Source organism: Xanthomonas sp. D-109 (assembly GCF_017746095.1).
GTDB classification, from domain to species: Bacteria; Pseudomonadota; Gammaproteobacteria; order Xanthomonadales; family Xanthomonadaceae; genus Xanthomonas_A; species Xanthomonas_A sacchari.
In genome coordinates this window covers 529-7656 of the sequence record NZ_JAGHWV010000033.1, presented here as the reverse complement: position 1 = coordinate 7656, position 7128 = coordinate 529, and the positions used below count along the sequence as shown (strand labels likewise).

The following is a 7128-nucleotide window of genomic DNA, read 5'->3' as shown; positions in this document are numbered from 1 at the left end:
CGCAGCCTCGTGCACTCAAACTACACGAGTCGCTTCGCGCCGGACCCTCACCCCAACCCCTCTCCCGACGGGAGAGGGGCTAGCTGCTCCCTTCTCCCATTGGGAGAAGGTGGCCCGAAGGGCCGGATGAGGGTGCGGGCGCAGCCTCGCAGCGACAGAGCAACGCGCCAGCGCTGCACGAGCGCGCCCTGGCCGAGGCCGGCGACGCCGCACAGCCGTTGCGAAATGCTGCAGGAAGCGCGCTGGCCAACCCAGGGCCTACCGATGCGCTACGAGACCCTGCTGCGCACCACCCGCGCCACCGTGTCCTGAATCCCCGATCGCCCGCCCTTTCCCTGGCCGCCCAAGGCGCGCAAGATGCGTGCATGCGCCGCTTTCTTCGCCCATTGCTGCTGCTGAGCCTGTCGTCCTGGATCGGTGCCGGCTGGGCGCAGCAGACGCAGACGGTCAGCAGCGACGGCAGCACCGGCTCGGTGCGCATCTACCGCTGCATCGCCGCCTCCGGCGCAGTCAGCCTGCAGAACGCGCCCTGCGAGAACGCCCGCCAGCAGCAGGTGCTGGACATGCAGCGTCCACGCGATCCGCCGCCGCGGCCGACCACCACCATCAGCACCGATCCAGCGCGTGGCGAGGCCTCGCCGGCGCCGCTGCCGCAGCGGGAACTGCGCATCGTCACCGTGCAGCCGCCGCAGCCGATGTACGAATGCGTCACCCCGGAAGGCACGCGCTACACCAGCGACGACAACGCCGGCAATCCGCGCTGGGTGCCGCTGTGGGCCTACGGCTACGCCGAGGGGCCCTACGCGCGGCCGTCCGGGCGCGGCCCCGATGGCCGCTCGCCCGCCCCGCCGGGACCGCCTCCACCCGGTGCACCGCGCCCGCCCGGACCACCGCCGCCGGGGGTGGCCGCCGGCGCCGGCGTGATCGTGCCGGCCGGCAGCACGATGATCCGCGACACCTGCACAGCGCTGCCTGAGCAAGAGGTCTGTGCACGCCTGAGCGACCGCCGCTGGGAACTGATCCGTCGCTACAACAGCGCACTGCAGAGCGAACGCCGCGCGATGGAGATCGAACAGCGCGGCATCGATGCGCGCCTGGCACGCGACTGCGGCGGCACCTGATGCGCCAAGCGCTCTGTCTGATCGCCTTGCTGGCCTGCACCGGCGCAGCGCACGCCGAACCGGTGGTGTTCTATCGTTGCACCGACGCGCAGGACAACCTGACTATCCAGAACCAGCCCTGCCCCAAGGGCATGCGCCAGCAGAAGAAGATCATGCAGGGCGTGAGCAGCGCCGCACTGCCGACCACGCTCGCGGCCAAGCCTGCGCCATCGTCGCCCCCGGCGAGCGCCGCGAACGAGGCCACGCCTGCGGACGCGCCGGCCGCGGCCGATAACGCGGCGGCTGCACCGCCACCACCACCGCCTCCAAAGCTGCCACCGCCATCGCTGTACACCTGCACCACCCGCGAGCAATCGTCCTACATCGGCGAGGCCGCCGAACCGCCGCCGCGTTGCGTGCCGCTGCACACGACGGACCTGGACGGCGGCCCCAACCAGGCCGGCGGCAGCGCCTGCGAAGTGCTGCGCGACCAGTGCCAGCCGCTGCCCGCCGAGCAGTTGTGCGACGCCTGGAAGAACTACGTGGCCGAAGCCGAGACGCACTGGCGCTTCGCCGTGCCCGAGCATGCCGAAGCGCTGCACGCGGAGTTCGAACGCCGCCAGCACCTGCTCGAGGCCAGCAACTGCGGCGTAGAGCAGCCCGCGCCGTAATCCAGCTCGCTCGCGCGTGGGTGTGCGCCTGGTTGCGTAGGAGCGGCTTCAGCCGCGACCAGGCGTTCCCGGGAACGCCCGGTCGCGGCTGAAGCCGCTCCTACGGATTACCCCGCAGCCGATCCACCGCGGTAAGCGCGCAGCCACCTTGTGGGAGGGACTTCAGTCCCGACGACATACGCCCGGGGCCTCCTGCACTGCGCCTTTCGGCCGGTGCCCGGCGCGCACGCAGCCGCCACTCAGCCGCTAGAACCCGTAGCGCAAGAACCCGCCGTCCACCGCGATGCATTCGCCAGTGATGTAGCTGGCCGCCGGCAGGCACAGGAAGCCGACCGCCGCCGCCACTTCCTCAGGTTCGCCGATGCGGCGCATCGGCGTGCGCTCGATCACCTGCTCGTAGTAGTCCGGGTCCGACAACGGGCCGGAGGTACGGCGGGTGCGGATGTACCAGGGCGCCACCGCATTGACCCGGATGCCATCCTCGGCCCATTCGGCGGCGAGGTTGCGGGTGAGCTGGTGCAACGCCGCCTTGGTCATGCCGTAGGGCGCGCCGCTGCGCACGTGGGTCAGCCCGGACACGCTGCCGACGTTGACGATCGCCGAGGCCGCATGCTGCGCCAGCAGCGGATGCGCGTAGCGCGACAGCTCGAACGCGGAGAACAGGTTGGTCTCGAAGATGCCGCGCCACTCGTCCTCGGTGTAGTCCACCGCAGGCTTGCTGAGGTTGCCGCCGGCGTTGTTGATCAGCAGGTGCAGGCCGTCGGCATGGTCCTCGACCCAGTCCAGGATCTCGCGACGGTCCTCGTCGTCGGCGACGTCGGCGGCCAGCGCCAGGATCTCGCGCTCGGGAAAGGCCTCGCGCAGTTCGTCGCGCGCCGCTTCCAGCGCGTCGAGGTCGCGCGCCACCAGCAGCAGGTCGGCGCCGAACCCGAGCAGTTCGCGCGCGATCGCCAGGCCGATGCCGGCGCTGGCGCCAGTGATGAGCGCGGTCTGTCCGTCCAGCCGCCAACGGTGCTGCATGCGCGTGCCTGTCTGCTCACGTGAGAGGCGTAGGATGATACCTCCACCCTCGAGGAGGTCGCCGCCATGTCCGCACCACTGCGCAGGATGACGTTGGCATTGCCGCTGCTCGCACTGCTGGCCGCATGCAAGCCGGCACCGCCGCAACCGCCCGATGCGCCGCCACCGCCGAAGGCCAGCGCGCTGCGCGGCGCCATCGCCCAGCCGCTGGACCGCGCCAGGCAGACCCAGGCCACGCTCGACCGCGCCGTGGCCACGCAGAACGCCGCGCTCGACGCCGCCACCGCGCAATGAACAACGCCGGCCACGGGGGCCGGCGTTGCAGGAAGCAGGCGACGCGCTCGCAAGAGCGCGCCGCTGCCGGCGCAGGGCCGGCTTACAGACCGCAGAAGCAGTAGGCCAGTGCCTTCACCGGTGCGCCCGGGCGGGTGTCGGCCGCGTCTTTGACGAAGCGCAGTTGGGTGTCCAGTTCCGGCAGGCTGCGCGCCAGCAGGGCATGGCCCAGCGCCGAGTCGCTCAGCATCCACACGCCCAGGCGGCTGCCGGCGAACCCGCTGACGAACTGCGCGAACGGCGTGGCCGGCTTCTCGACGTAGCGCACTCGGTACTTGTCCGGGCCGCCCAGCTTGGCGCGCGCCGCGGCATCGGCCACCGCATCCTTGAAGCCGCCGAACGCGTCCACCAGCCCGCGCTCCTTGGCCTGCGCACCGCTCCACACGCGGCCGCGCGCGACCTGGTCGATGGCCTCGACCGACTTGCCGCGCGCCTGCGCGACCTTGCCGGTGAAGTCGGCATAGCCCTTGTTGATCACCGACTGGATCAGCTGGCCCACCGCCGGATCCATCGGCCGGGTCATGTCGAACGCGCCGGCGAAACGGGTGGTGCCGACGCCGTCGGTGTGCACGCCGATCTTGTCCAGGGTGCGGGTGATGTTGGGGATCATGCCGAAGATGCCGATCGAGCCGGTGATCGTCGACGGGTCGGCATAGATGCGATCGGCGTTCATGCTGATCCAGTAGCCGCCGGACGCGGCCAGGTCGCCCATCGACACCACCACCGGCTTGCCGGCGGCCTTCAGCGCCACCACCTCGCGGCGGATCTGCTCGGAGGCGAACACTTCGCCGCCGGGCGAATCCACGCGCAGCACCACCGCCTTGACCGCGTCGTCGTCGCGCGCCTGGCGCAGCAGCGCCGCGGTCGATTCGCCGCCGATGCGGCCGGCCGGCTGTTCGCCGCCGCTGATCTCGCCCGCAGCGACCACCACCGCCACCTGCGGCCGCGAATCCACCGGCGAACGGCGCAGGTCCAACTGCTGCAGGTAGCCGTCCAGGTCGACGTTGCGATAGCCGGTGTCGGCATCGTCGTCGGCCACGCCGCGCTTGGCCAGCAACTGCTCGACGTCCTCGCGGGTCTTCAGGCCGTCCACCAGCTTCTGCTGCAGGGCGAACTTGGCCAGGTCGCCACCGGCGGCGGCCACGCCCTCGGGCATGGTGTCGATGCCGGCGCTGATCTGCTCAGGCGCCAGCTTGCGCGCCTTGGCGATGTCGGCCAGGTAGCGCTGCCACACGTCGTTCATCCAGAACAGGTCGGCTTCCTTGGACGCCGCCGAGGCCGCGTCGAGCACGTACGGCTCGGCGGCGGACTTGTATTCGCCGACCTTGAACAGGTGCACGTCCACGCCGAGCTTGTCCTGCAGGCCCTCGCGGAAGTACTGGCGGTAGCGGCCCAGGCCTTCCAGGGTCATCGAGCCCATCGGGTCCAGGTAGACCTCGTTGGCCTGCGCGGCCAGCAGGTACTGCCACTGATTCAGGTTGTCGCTGTAGGCGACGATCTGCTTGCCGGAGCTGCGCAGGTCCTGCAGCGCCTTCTCCACCTCGCGCATCGAGGCGAAGCCGCTGGGCTGCAGCTTGTCCAGGCGCAATGCAACGCGCTCGATCTTCGGATCGGTCTTGGCCGCCTCGATCGCGCGCACCAGGTCGCGCAACTGGATCTCCTGCGCGCCCTTGTCGTTCATCGCCTTGGCCAGCGCGCGGCTGACCGGGTCGGCGCTGAACTGCTCGACCAGCTTGCCTTCCGGCGCGATCAGCAGCGTGGTGCGGTCGCGCAGCGCCTTGCCGCCGTCGCCGCGCGCCATCGCGAACACCATCGCCAGCAGGATCAGCAACAGCAAACCGAAGAACACCAGGTTGAAGATCAACCGGCGGGTGAAGTTCATCACATCCCACAGGCCGACGAAGAAGTTGGCGACGGGGCTGCGACGCACGGGTTGGTTCATGGAAAACTCCGAAAGGTAGGCGTCTTGCGCCTGCGCAGCATACCGGCTGCGTCAGGCGCCGCACATGCGTCTGAAGTCAGGGGGCCGCCGAGGCGCCCGACAGCCGCGCGCTGCTCCAGCGGAAACGCGCGCCCATCATCACCGCGGCCGCGGTCAGGCCCAGGATCAGGCCGATCCACATGCCCTGCGGTCCCCAGCCCAGCCACAGGCCGAGGCCGGCGCCCAGCGGCATGCCCAGGCCCCAGTAGGAACACAGGGCCAGCAGCATCGGCACGCGGGTGTCCTTGAGGCCGCGCAGCGCACCGGCCGACAGCACCTGCACGCCGTCGGGGAACTGGAAGGTGGCCGCGTACAACAGCAGCGTGGAGGCCAGCGCCGCCACCGCCAGGTCGCTGGTGTAGACGCCGACGATGGCGTCGTGGCCGACCAGCAACACCAGCGCCGACAGCGCCTGGGTGCCGAGCACGATCGCATAGCCGGCCCAGGCCGCACCGCGCACGCCCACCGCATCGCCGGCGCCGGCGGCGCGGCCGACCCGCACCGTGGTCGCCTCGGCCACGCCCATCGGCACCATGAAGCACAGCTGCGCCACGTTGATCGCGATCTGGTGCGCCGCCGCCGGCACCTCGCCGAGCCGCGCGATCAGCAGCGCGGTGACGATGAACAGGCCGCCTTCCATCAGGATGGTCACGCCGATCGGCAGCCCGGTCTTCAGCAAGCCGGCGATCGCGCGCAGATCCGGCGCCTCGAACTGCGCGAACAGGCGCAGCGGCGCGAAGCGCCTGGACCGCGCCAGGTAGACCGCGAAACACAGCGCCTGCGCCCACATCGTGATCGCCGACGCCATGCCCAGGCCGCCGGCGCCGTGTTCGCGCAGGCCCCACAGGCCGAAGGTCAGCGCATAGCCGAGCGGAGCCAGCAACAGCAGGCCGCCGAAGCCGAGCAGCATGGTCGGCAGGGTCCAGTGCATCCCTTCGCTGAGGTAGCGCATGCAGAAATACAGCACCAGCGCCGGCACGCCCCAGCGGATCGCATGCAGGAAGTCGCGCGCGCCGGGCACGATCTCCGGGGCGATGCCCAGTTGCGGCAGCGCCATCGGCATCACGCTGAGGAACGCGAACATCAGCAGGCCCAGGCCCAGCGACAACCACAGCGCCTGGCGGAACAGCGGCCCGATCTGCGCCTGGCGCTTGCCGCCGTCGAGCTGCGACACCGACGCGGTCAGGGCGATCAGGGTGCCGATCGGGATCATCATCGGCAGCCACAGCAGCGCCGTGCCGACCGTCACCGAGGCCAGCGTGCGGGTGCCGTGGTGGCCGGCGATCACATTGTCGACAAAGCTGATCAGGCCGGTGGAGACGTGCCCCAGGACCAGCGGCAGGGCGAGCTGCGCGGTGGTGCGCAATTCGCGGCCCCGGACCGAGGCCGGGGTGGAAGACGAAAACATTGCAAGACTCTGGCGATCTCGCCGACTGCGGCCGCGCAGACAGCGCCGGCACCGGGTGGCGGAGGCCGCGCATTCTACCTGCTGCGGCGGATGACTGCGTTGCCGCGCGCAGCTCAGCGCGCGGCGCGCTGCTTCAGCCAGGCGCCACGGCTGTCGGTACTCTGCGCCAGCAGGTCGCGGCGCAAGGCGGCGCGGTCCTGCGGCGGGGTGCGTTGCGACAGCAGCGCCAGATGCTCGCGCTGGTCCGGCGGCAGGCTGCGCAGCAGGCCCAGCAGCGCCTGCCGCTGCGCCTCGGGCACGTACCCCAGCAGCGGCTGCAGCGCCCAGAACTCGGCGCCCAGTTCCGGGCCGAGCAACCAGCCGTGGCGCTCCAGTGCGTCCATCTCGGCGAACTGCGCATGCAGGCTGTGCTGTTGCTCGATCGGCAGGCCGGCGAAGGCCGTGGCGACCTGACGCAACCGCGCCTGCGCCGCCGACGGCAGCGCGTCCCAGGCGACCTGGCGTGCGCGCAACTGCGCCGGAGTCAGCGCCGGTGGCGTGGCCGCCGCCGCGGCAGGCGCGACAACCGCAGCGGCCGGCGGGTTTTCGGCCGCCTCGGCCAGGTCGGCGGCGCTG

7 protein-coding genes are annotated in these 7128 nt (G+C 71.1%); 3 read left to right on the top strand and 4 right to left on the bottom strand.

Annotated elements, in window-relative coordinates; genetic code table 11:
• The first annotated feature begins 365 nt into the window (after positions 1 to 365).
• Together J7357_RS20790 and J7357_RS20785 are read left to right on the top strand one after the other, a co-directional pair.
• Positions 366 to 1121, top strand: coding sequence for a DUF4124 domain-containing protein (locus J7357_RS20790; protein ID WP_209249424.1), 756 nt, complete (start codon positions 366 to 368; stop codon positions 1119 to 1121).
• Positions 1121 to 1771, top strand: coding sequence for a DUF4124 domain-containing protein (locus J7357_RS20785; RefSeq protein ID WP_209249422.1), 651 nt, complete (start codon positions 1121 to 1123; stop codon positions 1769 to 1771). Before J7357_RS20790 ends, J7357_RS20785 begins: the two co-directional genes overlap by 1 nt.
• A gap of 246 nt (positions 1772 to 2017) precedes the next feature.
• On the opposite strand, the gene J7357_RS20780 is transcribed toward J7357_RS20785, so the two are convergent.
• The gene (locus J7357_RS20780; RefSeq protein ID WP_209249420.1) at positions 2018 to 2791 is read right to left on the bottom strand and encodes an SDR family oxidoreductase; all 774 of its coding nucleotides are present in this window, start codon (positions 2789 to 2791) and stop codon (positions 2018 to 2020) included.
• A 66-nt stretch (positions 2792 to 2857) separates the two neighbouring features.
• Between J7357_RS20780 and J7357_RS20775 the strand changes: the two genes are divergently transcribed.
• Positions 2858 to 3085: a hypothetical protein gene (locus J7357_RS20775; protein WP_244667716.1), complete on the top strand. Its 228-nt coding sequence runs from the start codon at positions 2858 to 2860 to the stop codon at positions 3083 to 3085.
• A gap of 82 nt (positions 3086 to 3167) precedes the next feature.
• Here J7357_RS20775 and sppA read toward each other — a convergent pair whose 3' ends face one another.
• From sppA to J7357_RS20760, 3 genes are all read right to left on the bottom strand, one after another.
• Positions 3168 to 5066 (bottom strand): signal peptide peptidase SppA, encoded by a 1899-nt coding sequence (sppA, locus tag J7357_RS20770; RefSeq protein ID WP_209249418.1) that lies wholly within the window; start codon positions 5064 to 5066, stop codon positions 3168 to 3170.
• Between the two features lie 76 nt (positions 5067 to 5142).
• Complete coding sequence (locus J7357_RS20765) at positions 5143 to 6513, bottom strand: MATE family efflux transporter (protein WP_209249417.1); 1371 nt, start codon at positions 6511 to 6513, stop codon at positions 5143 to 5145.
• Positions 6514 to 6626: 113 nt separating this feature from the next.
• Positions 6627 to 7128, bottom strand: a 502-nt coding sequence (locus J7357_RS20760) for a hypothetical protein (protein ID WP_343237443.1), incomplete at its 5' end; no start/stop codon positions are given.